The following is a 17,443-nucleotide window of genomic DNA, read 5'->3' as shown; positions in this document are numbered from 1 at the left end:
AAAGGGGCATCGGAGTACATCTGTTGCTGAAGCAATGGGATAGCGAGCAAAAGGGAAGTCGGGGCTCATCTGCGGCTGAAGCGATGGGATACTGAACATAAGGATTGAATAACGACAAGCAGTAAGGGAAACCGTCTTTCAGCGGAACAAAGCCGCAGGTCGGGGCGGAAACGCTATGTTCCGGCCCCGAGCCTTGACTATTTCGGAGACAGGCTCGCCTCCGCAGCCGGCGCGTTCGCCTCTCCGGGCTTGTCATATTGAAGGAATATCCATACGCCGGCAATGAGCAGGACGCAGGCGGATGCCTGGAGCGCCGTCATCATCTCGCCGAGCAGAATCCAGGCCAGCAGGCTGGCTCCGACCGGTTCGCCCAGTACGCTCATGGAGATGGAGGTGGCGCTGACATATTTCAGCAGCCAGTTGAAGAGCATATGACCGAGCACTGTCGGAATGAGCGCCATCAGCAGGAATAAGAGCCACTCGCGTGAAGGATAGCCGGTCATCGGATTGTCGGCCCCAATGTTATAGAGGGCAAGAACGGCTCCAGCAACAAAAAAGACGGTAAAATTATATACGTAGGATGAGATGCGTTGACGTAAATCTTGGCCGAGCAGCATATGTACGACGACAGCAACGGTTCCGAGCACGGACAGCAGATCGCCGTACAGCGCTTGGCCCGATAAGCGGAGATCGCCCCAGCCGATCAGTAAGACGCCGAAGATGGCGATGACAATCCCGGCCAAAGCCGCCGGCGTCGTCCGCTGCTTGAACAGCCAGAATGAACCGAGCATGACAAGAATAGGCTCTAAGGACAGGATCATTGTCGAACTCGCCACGGTCGTATGCCGAAGCGATTCCATCCAGAGCAGGAAATGAATCGCCAGGAACAGGCCGGACATCCCCATGCGCAGCCAGTCCTTGCCGCGAACGGCGCGCCATTCCGTACGATAAGCGAACGCCAAGGGCAGCAGCACGAGATTCGTGAGCAACAGACGATACATGGCAATAATAGAAGCGGGCGCTTCCGACCATTTGACGAAAATGGCGGAAAAGGAGATTGCGATAATTCCGACAATGAGAAGCAGATGGAGATGGGATGATTTTCGGACAGACATCAGTTTATGCACCTCGTAGGTTATTTATCTTGTAGCGTCACGATCAGCTAGTATAGCGCATTTGGAAGGAACAATAAAGAGGGGGGCGGAAAGAGTTTCGAGCAGGGCGTTTGGCTGTAAGAAATGAGAAGCGGGAGTGTAATCAAAATGGAGGTGAGTCCGATGGATGTTCGGCTGGAACGGGACACATTCGGCGAATTGCAGGTTCCTGCGGATAAGCGGTGGGGGGCCCAGACTCAACGCAGCCTGGAGAACTTCAAAATCGGCGCGGAGAAGATGCCGCGCGAAGTTATTTACGCGCTGGCCTTGATTAAACAATGTGCCGCTCGCGTGAATGGCGAGCTCGGACAGCTGGAGAAGGAGAAGGGCGAGGCGATTGTTGCGGCGGCACAGGAACTGCTGGACGGCCGGTATGATGATCATTTTCCGCTGGTGGTATGGCAGACGGGAAGCGGAACTCAGACGAATATGAACGTTAATGAGGTGATTGCCCACCGGGCAAATGAGCTGCTGGCCGAACAGGGGAGTGGCATTCGGGTGCATCCGAATGATGATGTCAACCGTTCGCAGAGCTCGAATGATACGTTCCCGACGGCGATGCATATCGCCGCCTTCATCGCTGTCGAGGATCAAGTGCTGCCGATACTGCATCAGCTGAAGAGCACGCTGCTTAACCAATCGAAGCAGTTCCGCGATGTGATCAAGCTTGGACGGACGCATTTGCAGGACGCGACGCCCCTTACGCTGGGGCAGGAGATCAGCGGATGGCACCGGATGCTGGAGAAGTGCGAGGAGTACATTATTGAGAGCTCGGGCGCCCTGTTGGAGCTGGCGATTGGCGGAACGGCGGTCGGCACCGGGCTGAACGCGCATCCGAAGTTCGGACCATTGATGGCCAGGGAGTTGAGCAAGGCGACCGCGCGCGAGTTCATCACGGCCCGGAACAAGTTCCAGTCGCTGACCAGCCATAACGAGATCGTGCATCTTCATGGCGCGTTGAAGGCGTTAGCAGCCGATCTGATGAAGATTGCCAACGATGTGCGCTGGCTGGCAAGCGGTCCGCGATGCGGAATTGGAGAGATTCTCATTCCGGCGAATGAACCGGGGAGCTCGATTATGCCCGGCAAGGTGAATCCGACGCAAGCCGAGGCGCTTACGATGGTCGTCTGTCAGGTGATGGGCAACGATGTCACGATCGGGATGGCGGCCAGCCAGGGCAATTTTGAGCTGAATGTATACAAACCGGTGATTATATACAACTTCCTGCAGTCAGCGAAGCTGCTGGGGGATGCGATGCAATCATTCCATGACCATTGCGTCGTCGGCATTGAACCGAACCATAAGGTGATCGAACGCAATCTGGAGCAGTCGTTAATGCTTGTGACTGCGCTTAACCCGCATATCGGCTACGAGAAGGCGGCGGCGATCGCGAAGCTTGCGCATCAGGAAGGGCTTACGCTGAAGGAAGCGGCCCTTCGCACCGGCCTGCTTACGGAGGCGCAGTTCGATGATATCGTGAAGCCGCAATCGATGGTCTGATGATGTCAGGGAGGGAGCTGCCTGATCGTTCCGGCCAGTGGGCAAAAGAACATTCAGGCAGTTCTTTTCATAACATTTTGGACGTTCAATCGGCATCGCCTGTGGTATGATGATATCGATAAACGCACCTGGAAGGAATGAGAGAAATGACAGCTCATAAATACATATTGGCCGGTTATGCGGTGGATGGTGTCCTGCCGGAGATTACCCCGGTGGATGCGGCGAGATTGACGCATTTGAATGTGGCGTTCGGCTACGTGAAGGAAGACCGCATTACGGTTGCGCATTTGAAAAATCTTGGCTCGATTGTTCAATTGAAGGAATATAACCAGGGGCTCCAAGTGATTCTGTCGGTCGGCGGCTGGAGCGCCGGCGGATTCTCCGAGGCAGCGTCTACTGCGGAAGGCCGCCGCAAGTTCGCAGAGTCTGCGGTTGAGATTTTGCGGAACCATCCCTTCGACGGGATCGATCTTGACTGGGAGTATCCATGCTATTCGGAGGCGGGAATTCAATCCAGTCCGGCGGACAAGCAGAATTTCACGCTGCTGCTGCAGGAGACGAGAGAAGCCATCGATAGACAAGGGCAAGCCGATGGCCGTCACTATTTGCTGACGATTGCCGCCGGAGCCGACCAGTATTACATCGATGGTACCGAGATGGATAAGGTGCAATCGTACCTCGATTTCATTCAATTGATGACCTATGATATGCGCGGCGGATTCCAGACCCTGACCGGGCATCACACCAATCTGTATGCATCGACGGGAGACCTATTCCGCATCAGCGTGGACGCATCGGTTCGTCTGTTCACGAACGCGGGTGTGCCACGCGAGAAAATCGTCATCGGCGCCGCCTTCTATTCGAGAATGTGGAAGGATGTTCCTGCCGTCAATAACGGCTATCTGCAAATGACCCCGGGATCCGGCGGCTATGGGCCGGATTACTCCCGTCTCGCGGAAGAATATATCAACCGCAACGGCTTCACCCGCTACTGGGATGACGAAGCGAAGGCGCCGTATCTGTTCGACGGCAGCACCTTCATTACGTATGATGACGAAGAGTCGCTGGCGTGCAAGTGCAGCTATATACAAGAGCAGAATCTGAGAGGAATCATGTTCTGGGAGTACAGCTGCGACAAGACGGGCACGCTGCTGAGCGCGATGTACAACGGGTTCAGGGGCTAAGCAGGACAATTGGAGCTCCGGATCGACATATTCCAGTCCGGTGTATATCGAGGACAGGTAAAAAGGCAGAGAGACAGCGGCGAATCGATTGGTTCGCTGCTGTTTTGGATCCATGGGTAAGGGAATGCACCGCGAAGCGAGGAGCACGCGAGGCGGCAGTGAAAGAGGAAAAGGAACATTTTGTCACCATAAGTTCAAATATCGTTCACCTCTCGTTCATAATACGTCCATATTCGTGATCTAAATTATAGCTATACTGGTTGATGAGGGAGAGAAAATGATGAAGCATGACAGCAAATGGTTCATCCGCATCGCAGCCATCGCTCGCTTATAGGTTCCTTGCCCGGCTCTAGCCTCGCAGGAGCACAGCTTCTACGATGGTCCCGGCTCATGCGATTTTCGAAGGCGTCGGGTGACTGACGTGATTCGCTTAAGGCCTTTTCTACTACACATTTTCAGATCGCATCAACATGACAAATGACGGACGCTGCGTTGCTGATGTTTATTGTTTCCGTTTTCATTTTGCTGGTCGCTATTTTTCTCTTTCTTGCCATTGTCCTGTTCGACAAGCGGCTGTTCGCCAAGAGTTCACGCTCTTGGGCGGTAGGAACGAGTCAATTGGATAAGGAGGTCTTTGTGGTGAACAAGAAATTTGCTCTCGCGGCAATAACAATGCTGATGGCTGTCTCGTTGGCTGCCTGCGGCGGAGGGAACAAGGATACGGGTGCATCCGGCAATGAAGGAGCGGCTCCGGCAGCATCTTCCGGCGATGTGCAGGCGGTAACGCTGAAGGCCAAAAACTTCGCGTTCGATCAGACCGAGATTCGGGTCAAGAAGGGTCAGACCGTCAAGCTTACCTTCGAGAACGAGCAAGGCATTCATGGCGTGGAGATCCCGGATTTGAACGTGAAGCTCGATCAGCCGGGCACAACCGAATTCGTGGCTGACAAGGAAGGAACCTACGAGTTCAAATGCTCGATTATGTGCGGCTCCGGCCATAACGATATGGTCGGCAAAATTATCGTCGAGTAATCGGAATCAGGATGAATGTTTCAACACAACGCATGGCCTGTCTGCGCAGAGGCTGTGCGTTTCTTTGTTGGATGCCGCAGTCATCGCCTAAGGAGTGAATATGTTGTCTCGGAAAAAAGGCTGGGTTGCCGTCATTGCGGCCGCTATCGTTATCGGGACGCTCTTCGTCGTTCCGGTAACGCTTCATCCTCCAGATTCAACCCGGATTGTCTTGGAACATACCTATCAGACGTATATTACGCCTCCGTGCTACGATCGGGCGGAGGTCACCAACAATGTGGCGGAGGGCGCTCTCAAGCACTTGAAGGATTACCCGTCCTACTCGCCTGAATCAGCATGCACCCGAGATTCGCTGGTGCCGCAGAAGGTTACGGCCATCGTCTGGCTAGGCCAAATGATGGGCATCGGCAAGGGGCCATGGGATTAGTAAGCCTTCATATTGAAGCGAAGCTTCCGGTAGAGAACAAAGCAGCTCCTGTGAGCTGCTTTGTCCGATCATCGGCTTCTGCCGGTATGAAGCGGATTGGGCGGGAGTATTCCGCCGGCTCCACCCTTGGCCGTTCTCCGCGAGACGCGTGGAAGCTGGAAGCTAGTCGATCTTGGCGCCATGGGAGCGGGCGAAGGCGACGGCTTGCCCGCTATCAAGACGCACGCCCTGAATATCGAGCCCTTTCCAATTAATCCCCTCTAGATTGGCTCCGCGCAGATCGGCGCCTTTCCAGGATACCTTTGTCAATATCGCATGCGTCAGATCGGCGTCCCGCAAATCCGCCTTATCGAGCCGGCATTCCGACAAGTCGGCCTCGATCAGCCTCACGCCTCGCAGCTTCTGCTTGGTGAGATTCGCATGCCTCATATGGGTGTACGACCAATCGCCCCCAACTATCGTAATTCCGTCCCAGTTCGCATTGGCGAAATCGGTGCCGACCATTTTGCATTCCTCGAACTTGGAGGCGAACAGGTTGACGCCGGTGAAGCGGCAGTTGGTGAATGCGCTGCGCGTATGAATGGAGCCGTTCAGAAGGGCGCCTGTAAAATCGCAATCGATGAACTGGCAACCCGAAGTCCATGCTTCCTCCATACCGGTGCTGCGGAAGCGGCATTTGGTGAAGACGCAGTTCCGCAGCTCGCCGTCCCGCAGATCAGCATGGCTGAAATCAACGCCTTCATAGTGCTGGTCAACATATTGATACATCGCAATGAAGCCTCCAATAACTGTTTGCCTGAAGCGAAATTTTTCAACGGACAAGTTCGTTGCTAGCCTGATTATTCTTCATCGTACCAAGATTGCCGCCAGCGGGCAATGCGATATCGTTCCGGTGTTACCGTTACAAATTCGGGCTAGCTCGTCGGCTGCCCGCATCATACTCGGCGTGCTTACAACCGAAGCTTGAACGACTTGCCCCAGAGCGGGTACAGCCATTTGACGCCGCGCGGCGTGAGCGTATCCGCGATGAGATGGGACATATACCCGGCCGTGGCGACAACGGCGATCCCGTCCAGCTGCAGATCATGCTCCAGTCCCAATCCTATGTAACCCCAAGCACAGGCAGCCCATACCGTATGCGTCAGCCCCCGATGCCGGAGCCAGGGAGCGATCGCGATGAACAGGCCGAGTCCGATGAGCCAATACCGGTCCGATGTCCAGCCGGAATAAATAAGTGCGCAGCCTACCAAGCTGACCAGGCCATTGCGAATGGCTCCTTCCTTGGCGATAAAGCCGGTAAGCAGAAGAACGACGGAGATGACGGTCCATTCCCGGTACTCGATTCCATACACGGCATACAGAACCAGGACGGCCGAGACAAGCAGCCCTCCGGTCCATATCAGCAGCTCATGAAGCAGCTTCGACAGCTTGCCCAGCTTGCTGCTAAGCAGTGAGGGGCCGTCCAGATCCGCGCTTAGAGCGGAGAAGGCCGAGACCGCGACATACAGGGCGGCATGCTTCCAGCTGAACGGATAATAGATTGCAGCAGCCGTGCCGATTGCGGTTCCGATTGCAAGATGTGTTGAGCCTTTCATGATAACCTCCTCTGGTTCCCTTGCAAACATATGTTTGCGTATCCCTGATTATACTTGCTTTCGTTCCTTGGGGCAACCAGCAGCGGACCCAATTGTCGCTTCAGGACAAGGTATAAAAAGCAGGGAGGGTTTGCACATTATGAAAAGGCTGGAAACTTGGAATGGAGGGTCAACATGAGAGCGGTTACGTATCAGGGTCCGAAAAAGGTCGAAGTGAAGCAGGTGGAAGACCCGCGCATCGAGAAGCCGGACGATATCGTGATTCGCATTACGTCGACAGCGATTTGCGGATCCGATCTGCATTTGTATCAAGGCAATATTCCGCTGCCTGACGGATATATTATCGGCCATGAGCCGATGGGCATCGTGGAAGAGGTGGGCCCGGAGGTAACGAAGGTGAAAAAAGGTGATCGCGTGGTCATTCCGTTCACCGTCGCATGCGGCCAATGCGTATATTGTCAGGACGGATTAGAGAGCCAGTGCGATCAGTCCAATCCTCACTATGATTCAGGAGGCTATTTCGGCTATAGCGAGAAGTTCGGCAACTATCCGGGGGGACAAGCAGAGCTGCTGCGGGTGCCGTTCGGCAACTTCATGCCTCTCGTCATCCCGGAGTCATGTGAGCTGGAGGATGAATCGCTTCTCTTCCTCTCGGATGTGCTGCCTACGGCGTATTGGAGCGTGGAGAATGCCGGCGTCAAGGCGGGTGATACGGTCATCGTGCTCGGATGCGGGCCGGTCGGCCTGATGGCGCAGCGCTTCGCCTGGATGAAAGGGGCGAAGCGGGTTATTGCAGTTGATCACCTTCCTTACCGGATGCAGCACGCGGAACGCATTAACAAGGTGGAGATATTCGACTTCACCGCTCATGACGATATGGGCGAGCATCTGAAGGACATCACCTCCGGCGGGGCTGATGTCGTCATCGATTGCGTCGGCATGGACGGCAAAAAGTCGGCGCTGGAGTTCATTGAGCAGAAGCTCAAGCTGCAGGGCGGCACGCTCGGTCCGATTCAGATCGCGACCAAAGCGGTGCGTAAATGCGGCACGGTCCAGATTACCGGCGTATACGGCAGCACGTTCAACATGTTCCCGCTAGGCGCATTCTTCGCGCGCAATATAACGTTGAAGATGGGGCAGGCGCCGGTCGTGCATTTCATGCCGGAGCTGTACCGCAAAATTGTGAAGCGGGAGTTCGATCCGCGCGAGATCATTACCCATAAGCTCCCGCTGGCGGAAGCCGGGCGCGGGTATCAGCTATTCAATGATCACGAAGACAATTGCATCAAGGTCGTCTTGAAACCATAGCCGAGAACGTATCGGAATCGCAGTGCTTCTTGCCGGGCAAGCCATGAACGGAAGCAGTGTTGCTTCGGCCAAGCCTAGTCGGCGTAGCAGTAACGTCTCCTCCACCCCTCTCCAGTTGAAAAGGAAGCCTCACCCAATTAAACTAAAGAGATTACCGTTGCGCAACGTTTTAGTTGGGGGAGGCCGAGAAGGTTCTCGGCAAGCCGCCAACAATTCAGATTTAGAACATATCGTAAAAGAACGGCTGAAGACGGGGAAGGAGCCGCTCCAGCTTCGCGACCGCGGCTTCGGAACCGTGAAGCATGCCGAGCTGATGGAGCTCGCCTGGCCTCCGGTAACCAAAAAGAAGCGTAGTCAGCGCAAGGATAGACAACCGTAGTTCATGATCTGCGATGGTATCGGGCCTTGCATTGCGGGCGATGACTTTCATGTCGCCGTCCTGCAGGGAGACGCTGATATTGTTCCATTCCGCGTGCGGATCATCGATATGGAGGATAAGTGCCTCGTCCATGCCCTGCCACTGGAACGGATAGCGGGCAAGGAACGTCTCGGCGTCGACGATGCGTCCCATCACAAGCGGCGTCGCATCTCTCGTAATGCGCGGGTTGCGCAGGGCGAAGTTCAACGGCTCGTCCGGAGCGGCCCACAGTTCCACCTGCTCGACCATCGAATCATGCTGGCAGATGAAGTTCCACAGCCCGATGCGGGCTTCTCCGTTCAGCGGAACGAATTCCTTCACCTTCATCCGCGACTCCTTCACTTCATACAGTATATAGCCTTGCGGCTTCTGGCCTTCATCATAGTAGACGGCGGCGAACATATTCCCATAGACCGCATGCAGCCATCGGTCGGTGGTGCGCTTCAGCATGCCTGCATGCCGCCGGGCAAATTGATCGTACACCTGCTCCAGATCGGCGGAATGGTTCGCTTTCGAGTAGCGGCGTATGATGCCGTTGGGTGCAGGCTGCAGCGGGACGAGATCCGATTTGGCATAGACGCTGCGGCAGTAATCAGTGATCAGTTCCCAGCCATATTTGCGGTAAAAGGACACGGAGAACGGATGCAGCATGGATACGGTCTGCCCATCCTCCTTCATAACGGCAAGCAGATGAGTCAGCAGCCCTTTGACATAACCTTGACGGCGGTATTCGGGATAGGTGGCAACGCTGCCGATGCCGCCCATGCGGAGCCGCTCGCCTTCCAGATAGATCTCGAAGGGGATGAGATGCGCCTTGGCGGCCACCTCGCCGTCCTCCACAACGCCGAAGATGCGAAGATGATTAAGCCGCTCGAATCTCGATTCCCGTTCCTGCTCCGGTACCTGATATTGAAATGCGTATTCCGACAGACGGAGCGCTTCCGGGAAATGGGCTTCGGTCAATTGAATGATGTTCATCGAATCTCCTCCTTATCATTCCATTATGATCCAGGGCGTGGAAGGAAGCAAGCGGTTCCGGCATTCCGGCATCGCAAAAAAGGAGCCTCCCGAATCGGTTCGGACAGGCTCCTCTGTTACTCTTCTATGTGCCGGGATCAGGCTTGCTTCGACATCGAATAAGGAAGCGCCGCCTCATCGTAGTTGTCAGCGCCAGGCGCATCGGTCATCTCGAAGGAGAGCGTGCCGCCGGCTTTGACCTGGTCGTGCGTTACATACAGCTGATCGACCGGAGCTCCGTTCCACTGGACGCCGGCCACGTATTTGTTGACAGCCGAGTTGTTCCCGGCCTCGATGACGAGCTGATTGCCGTCTTCGAGATGAACGGTCATCCGCTGGAACAGCGGCGTGCCGAGCACATATTCCGGCACCCCCGGGCTGAGCGGATAGAAGCCCATCGCGCCGAAGACGTACCAGCCGGACAAGCTGCCGTTGTCCTCGTCGCCGGGAAGTCCGTCCGGGCGGGCGCTGAACAGCTCATCCATCGTCTTGCGCACCCAATGCTGCGTCAAGGACGGATAGCCGAGCGCCGCATAGATGTACGGGAAGTGGAAGCTAGGCTGATTGCTGATGGCGAACTGGCCGAAATCGATCGCCGCCATCTCTGACATCTCGTGAATCTCGAAGCCGTACGAGCCGACCTTGAACTCCGGCTTCGCCGCGAACAGCGCATCGAGCTGGCGCTTGCACGCTTCGCGTCCGCCCATTAGATCGGCAAGACCGCGCAGATCGTGCTGGACCGCCCAGCTGCTCTGGTAAGCGCCGCCCTCGGTATACGGTCCGCCCCACATCGTCGGATCGAACGGCTCCAGCCAGCTGCCGTCCTGAAGCTTGCCGCGCATGAAGCCGACGGACGGATCGAACAGGTGCGCATAGTTCTTCGCGCGCTCCATGAGCTGTGCGTATTCCTCCTCGCGGCCAAGATGCTTCGCGATCTGGGCGATGCAGAAGTCGCCGTAGACGTAATCGAGCGTATTGCACACGCTCTCATGCGTATGGATATCGGCAGGCATATAGTTGTATTTCAAATATTCGCCCATGCCTTTGCGCCCGTAGCGGTTGTCGCTGGATACAGTCATCGCATGCTTGAGCAAGCCTTCGAATGCCGTCTCGACGTCGAAGCCGGTATTGCCCTTGACGACGGCATCGGCGAAGGACACGTCGATGAGCGTCCCCGGCATCATGCTCCGCTCGCCGGGAGATGCCCACTTCGGCATCCAGCCAGCTTCCTTGTAGGCATTGACCCAGCCCTGCATCATCTCGTTCACGAACGAAGGATAGAGCAGGTTATAGAGCGGGAACGAGGTGCGGTACGTATCCCAGAACCCGATGTCCGCGAAGAGCGGCCCTTCTTCGATCTTGCCGTTGTACGGGCTGTAATGAATCTGCTTCCCGTTCGCATCATATTCATGGATCGCATGCGGATACAGGCTGGTCCGGTACAAGCAGGTGTAGAACGTGTCGAGACGTTCCGTGTCTTCACTCTCGGCTTCAATGACGCGAAGCTGCTTCTCCCATGCCTCGGTCGCCAGGCTTCTGACTTCGTCGAAGGAGCGGACGCCGATCTCGCGCTCCAGGGTGATGCGCGCTTGCTCCTCGCTGATGAACGAGGTGCTGACGCGGACTTGAACGGTTCCGTGTTCGGGAACGTCGAGCCCGACATACGCGCCGATACGCTCGCCCGTCGCAGACAGGCTGCCGACCGCCTTGTATTCCTGATCCGACAAGCCGCTGGCATTGGCCAGGACCGGACAATCGAATGTCATGACGAAGTACATGCGGTAGTTGTCCGGCGTGCCTCCGGCCTTGGCCGTCGTATAGCCGCTCAGCGTTCGCTTGTCCGGATCGATCGTCATCGACGCTTCGCCAGTGAACGTCGACAGGATGAAGCGCGCGTCGTCGCGGCGGTCGAACGTCAGGCGGATGCTAGCGCAGCGTGCGGTCGGAGTCAGCTCCATTGTCGTCTCGTAGCGGAGCAGGCGAACCTTGAAGTAGTCCGGCTTCACGACCATGTCCTGACGGCGGAACGAGGAAGAGCGCTCCGGCGCCCATACTTTGAGCGGACCGGTCTGCGGCATCATTGTCATATGACCGTAGTCGCCGATCCAAGGGCTTGGCTGGTGAGTGAGCCGGATCCCTTCCAGCCGGTTATGATTCGGGCTGAAGTACCAGCCGCCTGCGGCTTCATTCGTTTGCGGGCTCCAGGCGTTCATGCCCCAAGGCATGGAGATGAGGGGCAGTGTATTCCCATTCGAATACGGGTAGACCGAATCCGTGCCTTGCAGCGGATGGACATGCTTGAGTAAGCTCATGTATATTCGCTCCTTCGGAATGAATGTTATATTAAATATGGCTATCATAATTATTTTAGAGCGAAATGTTATAAATCACCTATCATTATTTTATAACATCTCTCATTTTTAATGATAAAATGGGCTTAATGCGATCTTCGCAAACATTCGGGTGAAAAGAGGGATCGGGATGTTCCCGGATAATCTGCATGGCGACGAGGAAATTCATGGCGAATTTCCGTTCACGTTGAAGATACATCGGCTGAAAGGCACCGTGCCGGCCCATGTCCATCATTTTATTGAGTATACGTATGCGATCCAGGGGAGAGGGACGGAGCGGATCAACGGCGTCGAGAAGGAGCTGGCTCCCGGCACCTTCACTTTACTGTTTCCCCATCAGGTGCACGAAATAGACATTCCACCCGAGGAGGAGCTCGTTCTCTATGTCGGGGCGATCGGGCTGAAGGCGTTTTTTGGCGCGGGGGATTCGTTCCTGACCTTGCACCGTCTGTTGAAGGATGCGGAGAATGACGAGAACTCGACCTACAAGCTGGACGACGCCACCGCGGTTGAGATGCTCCCGCTGTTGCATCAGATGTATGACGAGATCCGGGAGGAGAAGCCGTGGAGCCGCACCATGTTCCTGGCGAAGCTGACCCAGTTGTTCGTCCTGTTCGAGCGCTACCGTCTGGAGCGGTTGGAGCGCTGCCAGGAGGGCTACTCGGGCATGCAGCGCCGGGGGATGTGGGAAGTGATCCACTATGTATATCAAAATTTCAAAGAAGACATCACCTTGGAAATGCTGGCCGAGCGCTTCAGTTACAGCGTGCCGTATATTAGCGCCGCCTTCAAGCAGGCTGTGGGCGAAAATTATTATTCCTTCCTGGAGCGGAACCGGACTGCCCATGCGTGCAATCTGCTGATCGGCACCGATATGAAGATTACCGATGTCGCCTATGAGGCCGGCTTCAAATCGTATCCGACCTTCGTGCGCGTCTTCCAGGCCCGGATGGGCATGTCTCCGACCGCCTACCGCAAGCGAGAATATATCGCGCTGACATGACGGCGGAGGGTATGCAATGTCGGCCGGTGCGAAGTGGCGTCCAGCAGCAGTGCTCCCTGATTGGAATCCCGTTCCGCTTTCCGTTTCTGAATTCGTCCGGCGACTGATCCGGATAGCCTGACAACCCGAGGAAGTTTGGAGATACGGATTTTCAACGATCGTTTCCACCGTTACGCGGTCGGATTGTTGCAGTCTCTCTGGTACCAAGCGCCACCCGTATAGACACCGCCCGCTGGCCTGATACGATTTCTTGAACGACGATAAAACCAATCTTAAGCCTTTGTGGTTACTGGATTTTCGGATCGTTCAGCAAGCCCTGCATATCATCACCTCCAACAAGAAAAGAACGAGCCATTTTAAAGGCTCGTTCAACTGATCATCCGTCATCAGAATGGTTTTTTGTATTCTTTAAGATGATATCTGATAATAAATATCCCAACTATCAAAGCCAATATAGGAATTGTCACTAACCAATAACGTCCAGTATTTAAAATTAGGATAATTCCTACTACACAAAGCAACAAGTAAATAACGTCAGATATAAGTCGTCTTCTTATATATGTAATTCCTGATGTGTTTTTCATATCGAAGACCCTCTCTTTTAACCAAGGATAATTACATTGTAAATGGCATCATCTATCATTTGATCGTAGGTACGACCATCTCCACCATTATGCACTTGTTTAAGCACCCCGTTTACTTTCGCTTCTAAAATATATTGTTCACTTCTTAATCCAAGTTTGTCTTGCGAAAAAACTTCAATCTCTGTGAAGTATTTAGTAGCATCAAGGACTCCATACCAGGCCGTATCAATTGCTGCTCCAGTAATTGTAATAGCAAACGCTTTTAATATAGCGGTTAGTCCACCCTTTGTCCAAATAATATCGATGGCCGACAAAATTGTGGCTACGGCAGTTCCGGCAGAGAATTGTACATCAATGTGCGTCGTATCGGATACGGTAGTCTTTTTATATAATGAACCATACTGTTTCCAAGTAGAGTTATACTTTTTTTTCACAAAATTATAACCTGGTGAAGGTGAATCCGTAGCAGTCATCTCTACTGGACGTTTTAACTCTGTAACTAATTCATCGATATTCTGTATAATTTCTTCTCCAGTTTCGATATTTTTAGTTACAATCACGCCAGTTTTTGTAGTATATCTAGCCTCCGCTACCAACTTACCGTCAATGTAATGCTTCACATTTCTTACACCGTCCGACTCGTTGAGAGCAAGATGAGCAGTCTCATTTGTTGATTCATCCTTATAGACTCCCTGAATATTCTTTTCACCACGGTTCTCTGTATAAGAATAAGAGAGTTCTTCTAATGACTCGACATCTTGAGAAGAGGCATAAGATCTACCTGAAAATCCAGAAAACACAAATGTCACAAATACAACTAAAGTTAATAACATAGAAATTCTTTTCATGTAAGACCTCAGAAAATATAATTTTATAGTTTACACCTGCCCCCCCTTTCCTTAACTTGGGAATAATTTTAACATTAAAATGATTCTTTGTAAACACCTGGGTTTTATTGTTGCAAAGAAAGATAAATTTTTAAAACTCATCCTTCAGCAACTCAATATCTATTTCGATGAGCTTTTTCAATTCATCCACGGTCTTGATTTCGATCCGGCCGTCTTGAAAGTCCTTGACCCAGCGAGCGATTCCGGCTTTTACGATCTTCCGGTATTGCTCCAGCCTTGAATTCTTGCTTTAAAATGCGTACCGTAACGTTCCTTTGCGTAAGTGGTTAACGCTTACGAACCATTCGTAACATTACATTCATTACCTTATTCACCACAACCATACCCTTAATTTATTGCTGTAATGTTAACTTGCGTTGAACAGCTATTCAAGCCACTTTTAACCGGTTTCTGCGTCTGAATTTTGTCTATATAACTTTTGAAGTTGCTTCTTCATCATTTCATTAAAATCGTGATTCTCCCAAAGCGTTAACACTTCTTCTATACCCAATCGTTCTGCTAAATTAACGACAACCCTGTAACCAAGATAATATCCTAATCGCATATATATAAAGTGATTGCCGCCGTACCGTATCCATTTTTTACCTTCTTCAAATGCAAAATATTCATCTAAATCCGCTTGAATGATTTTTGTAGATAAATAAGTTGCAATTCCTTCTTGCAAAAGCCAAGTATGTGGATTGATCCAATCGACTTTATCCCATGAAATTTGATTTATATCGTTATATAAATGATGTGCGGCATGACCGAATTCATGAGCAATGATAATCTGGATGTATTTTTCGTTATAAGGTAACTTTTCCAAACAGAACGCAACTTCGGGATTATACTGGCGATATGTGTACGCATTACTGCCATATAACCCTACAAGTAAATGCACATCTTTTGTGAATGTAATAGGAAACATAGATTCGTAAGCATTTGTTATTTTGGGGATGATGAATAAATCTCGCATCGGTAAAAGATCTTGTAATTTTGCAGGATGTAAATCGATTGCCTTTTGCTTCTTTTCTTCAACATGTAAACAGTGATATTTAAAATATTCCTCATAATCGTTTTCATATTTGCTGTAGTAATCATTTAAGTACTCTACAGATGCTTCATAGTTTTTTACAAATGGCTCTACCAAATCGATTATTTTCAATATTATTTTTCTCCCTTTAGTACAGTTCCTGTCCTTTTCTTAACTAAAGAAATTTTTTCATTATAGATTATTCTGCAAATATTCCCAAAGGACTTTTCAAGCTGTCATTTTTCTCAAATCGATTCAACTTTTCATTTCATTGATAATCGCAAAAATCAAATATCATCAGTGTAGTGAAACATAGCCTTGCCGTGTGCAGTTGTGGATAACACTTTTAATCACACCGATCTTCCTCTTCAGCCGTATCCAGGAAGCTGGATGAAGCTTCCACATTAACGAATAAGGTTCTTTCTTTTTCCGGCATTTGGGCTAACAACGAATCGTATAGTTTGGGTAAGTATTTATTGTATCCGTTGTTCCAATATTAACCAATGGGCTAATGACTTGTCTGCTTCTGGACGTAAGTCCAGTGAGAATGGAAACGAGTTATTGAAGGAAGAGTATGTCGTAATTTCAGGCGGGATTGGCTTTTTTCTCGACTGTGACATCAAAATATTGCCCAGCTGTTGCTGCGGACTAGAGGATTGGGGTGAAGTGTACGAATCGGTAAGAAGTCGAACCAGCCCTTGGCTTGGACATGATCCGAGTCCGAGAAGCACGTATCATGACCAGACTGCCAGGGTCTGGGCCGATGCTCCCGCACCGATGCCGGAAGGAACGGAGCAAGGTGCGTTTATTATCGATTACAAGTACGAAGAATTGCTGTAATCTGGAACAGACGAAGCAGGATTTGAGCGATTTTGTGCATGGATTTGTATCATTGGGTGAGCAGACGCAATCGCGACGTGGCCAATGAACTGACACGCAGGATGGTTGACTGGTTCCTTGAATCGTTATGAAGGGGACGGTTCATTTTGAACTGAATTGTTGCTGCTTGAGCACCCAAAAAACGCTTGGACAACAATCCAAGCGTTTTCGAGTTATATCTTTATTTTTAACTTCCAGATTGTCTATTATAATTCCGCAAAATCATGCCATTGGTATTCATAATTCCGAACTTGCCATAATAAGGAACTAAGTCATCGTCACAGCATAAATCAATCATATAGATGTCATCCAGTTCTGTTAGCATCCGAGTTACTAATTCCTTGCCTATGCCTTTATTTTTGTATGCTGGTAACACTTCAAACAACGGAATGTAGGCAGATAGAATTCCGTCACTTATCGCTGTAATAAATCCAACCACTTGATTCGCAGTATCATCAACCGCAAGAATCACTTTACTGCTTTGCTTAAGTAGTCTTAAGTGAGTGTCTGGAGCCGGCGGATTCGGCCAATCCACAAAAAAGCCCTGTAACATATCCGAAGTAATCCCATCGAGTGAATTCTTATATATCATAGATATCATCTCCTAATTCATATGAATTGATTAGATAGATGATGTATATCAAAAGTAAAGTAACAAAATATGACCTCCAAGCATGCTACTATTCTACTTACATTTCAAAATTCCTTCTCTTTGTGATGAATACATATTCATGCTTTATGATCTTCATAGAGTCCGGTCACCACGAACCCTGCATCGATTTGCGCCTGGATCTGATCCTCCGCCCGATGCGAGACATACAACTCTCAAGCCGGTTAAGGCAGGGAACCAGGTGCGGGGGACAGGGCGTGTCGGCGTAAGCAAGATATCCCATTCTCCCTGTCTAGCTTTTTCGATCGTTGCGGATGAGACGGGCAGCGTCCACTCGTTGAAGGACTCGACATTGTGAGTCCAGGCCGAGCGATTATGTTCCAAAATATCCATGAAAACCTACACTTCCTTCCTGAATGAAACACCGCCGTTCCACGCATTGTTCATTTCATGCTTGTGTA

The 17,443-nt window shown here is 51.6% G+C and carries 15 protein-coding genes; 7 read left to right on the top strand and 8 right to left on the bottom strand.

Translation table 11 applies throughout. The annotated features are described in order from the left end of the window. Positions 1–197 precede the first annotated feature (197 nt). Positions 198–1,115, bottom strand: coding sequence for a DMT family transporter (locus DQX05_RS25365; RefSeq protein ID WP_119796126.1), 918 nt, complete (start codon positions 1,113–1,115; stop codon positions 198–200). A gap of 162 nt (positions 1,116–1,277) precedes the next feature. Between DQX05_RS25365 and fumC the strand changes: the two genes are divergently transcribed. From fumC to DQX05_RS25345, 4 genes are all read left to right on the top strand, one after another. Continuing rightward, positions 1,278–2,654 (top strand): class II fumarate hydratase, encoded by a 1,377-nt coding sequence (fumC, locus tag DQX05_RS25360; protein WP_119796125.1) that lies wholly within the window; start codon positions 1,278–1,280, stop codon positions 2,652–2,654. Between the two features lie 146 nt (positions 2,655–2,800). Next, entirely contained in the window at positions 2,801–3,838 is a 1,038-nt protein-coding gene (locus tag DQX05_RS25355) for a glycoside hydrolase family 18 protein (protein WP_119796124.1), read from the top strand. A 639-nt stretch (positions 3,839–4,477) separates the two neighbouring features. Further along, positions 4,478–4,870: a cupredoxin domain-containing protein gene (locus tag DQX05_RS25350; protein ID WP_119796131.1), complete on the top strand. Its 393-nt coding sequence runs from the start codon at positions 4,478–4,480 to the stop codon at positions 4,868–4,870. A gap of 100 nt (positions 4,871–4,970) precedes the next feature. Next, positions 4,971–5,297, top strand: coding sequence for a hypothetical protein (locus DQX05_RS25345; protein WP_259392224.1), 327 nt, complete (start codon positions 4,971–4,973; stop codon positions 5,295–5,297). A gap of 162 nt (positions 5,298–5,459) precedes the next feature. Here DQX05_RS25345 and DQX05_RS25340 read toward each other — a convergent pair whose 3' ends face one another. Together DQX05_RS25340 and DQX05_RS25335 are read right to left on the bottom strand one after the other, a co-directional pair. Then, positions 5,460–6,065 (bottom strand): pentapeptide repeat-containing protein, encoded by a 606-nt coding sequence (locus DQX05_RS25340; protein WP_119796123.1) that lies wholly within the window; start codon positions 6,063–6,065, stop codon positions 5,460–5,462. Between the two features lie 182 nt (positions 6,066–6,247). Next, on the bottom strand, positions 6,248–6,892 hold the full coding sequence (locus DQX05_RS25335; RefSeq protein ID WP_119796122.1) for a metal-dependent hydrolase: 645 nt from the start codon (positions 6,890–6,892) through the stop codon (positions 6,248–6,250). 174 nt (positions 6,893–7,066) lie between these two features. On the opposite strand from DQX05_RS25335, the gene DQX05_RS25330 reads away from it, so the two are divergent. Next, entirely contained in the window at positions 7,067–8,200 is a 1,134-nt protein-coding gene (locus tag DQX05_RS25330; RefSeq protein ID WP_119796121.1) for a zinc-dependent alcohol dehydrogenase, read from the top strand. A 220-nt stretch (positions 8,201–8,420) separates the two neighbouring features. Here the strand turns inward: DQX05_RS25330 and DQX05_RS25325 are convergent, their stop codons facing one another. Together DQX05_RS25325 and DQX05_RS25320 are read right to left on the bottom strand one after the other, a co-directional pair. Next, positions 8,421–9,596 carry a GNAT family N-acetyltransferase gene (locus DQX05_RS25325; protein ID WP_119796120.1) on the bottom strand — a complete coding sequence of 392 codons (1,176 nt, stop codon included), beginning with the start codon at positions 9,594–9,596 and terminating at the stop codon, positions 8,421–8,423. Between the two features lie 137 nt (positions 9,597–9,733). Further along, positions 9,734–11,947 (bottom strand): GH92 family glycosyl hydrolase, encoded by a 2,214-nt coding sequence (locus DQX05_RS25320; protein WP_397336033.1) that lies wholly within the window; start codon positions 11,945–11,947, stop codon positions 9,734–9,736. Between the two features lie 169 nt (positions 11,948–12,116). Between DQX05_RS25320 and DQX05_RS25315 the strand changes: the two genes are divergently transcribed. Continuing rightward, entirely contained in the window at positions 12,117–12,989 is an 873-nt protein-coding gene (locus DQX05_RS25315) for an AraC family transcriptional regulator (protein WP_119796118.1), read from the top strand. A gap of 601 nt (positions 12,990–13,590) precedes the next feature. Here DQX05_RS25315 and DQX05_RS25310 read toward each other — a convergent pair. Both DQX05_RS25310 and DQX05_RS25300 read right to left on the bottom strand, forming a co-directional pair. Next, positions 13,591–14,421: a hypothetical protein gene (locus DQX05_RS25310; protein WP_119796117.1), complete on the bottom strand. Its 831-nt coding sequence runs from the start codon at positions 14,419–14,421 to the stop codon at positions 13,591–13,593. A gap of 439 nt (positions 14,422–14,860) precedes the next feature. Then, a complete protein-coding gene (locus DQX05_RS25300; RefSeq protein WP_119796115.1) occupies positions 14,861–15,625 on the bottom strand; it encodes a hypothetical protein in 765 nt (254 codons plus the stop codon). A 534-nt stretch (positions 15,626–16,159) separates the two neighbouring features. Here DQX05_RS25300 and DQX05_RS31120 point away from each other — a divergent pair. Continuing rightward, positions 16,160–16,333 carry a hypothetical protein gene (locus tag DQX05_RS31120; RefSeq protein WP_182914899.1) on the top strand — a complete coding sequence of 58 codons (174 nt, stop codon included), beginning with the start codon at positions 16,160–16,162 and terminating at the stop codon, positions 16,331–16,333. A 226-nt stretch (positions 16,334–16,559) separates the two neighbouring features. On the opposite strand, the gene DQX05_RS25290 is transcribed toward DQX05_RS31120, so the two are convergent. Next, positions 16,560–16,964 carry a GNAT family N-acetyltransferase gene (locus DQX05_RS25290; RefSeq protein WP_119796113.1) on the bottom strand — a complete coding sequence of 135 codons (405 nt, stop codon included), beginning with the start codon at positions 16,962–16,964 and terminating at the stop codon, positions 16,560–16,562. Positions 16,965–17,443: the final 479 nt, after the last annotated feature.

Origin of the sequence: Paenibacillus thiaminolyticus (assembly GCF_003591545.1) — a bacterium.
Classification (GTDB): domain Bacteria; phylum Bacillota; class Bacilli; order Paenibacillales; family Paenibacillaceae; genus Paenibacillus_B; species Paenibacillus_B thiaminolyticus_A.
Note: the sequence above shows the minus strand (reverse complement) of the source record. Positions and strands in the feature narration are given on the sequence as shown.